This is a genomic window from Streptomyces sp. SP17BM10, assembly GCF_036322405.1.
Lineage (GTDB): Bacteria > Actinomycetota > Actinomycetes > Streptomycetales > Streptomycetaceae > Kitasatospora.
The window spans coordinates 1-410 of the sequence record NZ_JAQYXB010000384.1; the positions used below are offsets into that span (position 1 = coordinate 1).

The 410-nt window shown below is 75.6% G+C and carries 1 pseudogene; it reads right to left on the reverse strand.

The features are described 5' to 3' along the window. A pseudogene (locus tag PUR71_RS02890) lies at positions 1 to 410 on the reverse strand (hypothetical protein); the annotation flags it as partial.

Here is a 410-nt window from a genome sequence, read left to right on the forward strand (position 1 = left end):
GGGAGTGGACGTCGGTGTGGGGGTGGGAGTCGGTGACGGGCTCGACTGCGGCCCGCAGGGTGTGCCGTTGACGGTGAAGGTGGTGGGGGCGGTGTTGGTGGCGGTGTAGGAGAAGTTGGCGCTGGCGAGGAGCGAGGCCAGGGGTTGGCCGGTGGGCAGGGGGAGGGGGGTGTGGGTGGCGGCCGGCGGGGAGTACGGCGGCGGCACGGGGAAGGTCGGCGCGGGGTGGACGAGCCCTGCGACGAGGAGCGCGCCGACGACGGCGAGGGCCGCGAGGGTGACGGCCAGTGACCGGGGGGACTTGGTGATCCCGAGGATGATCTCGTGGTGGAGGGGGATGCCGGGGGGCGGGCCGGGCGGTGCGGGCGGCCGGAAGAGCGGGGGGTCGGGCGGGCCGTCGACAGGGGTGA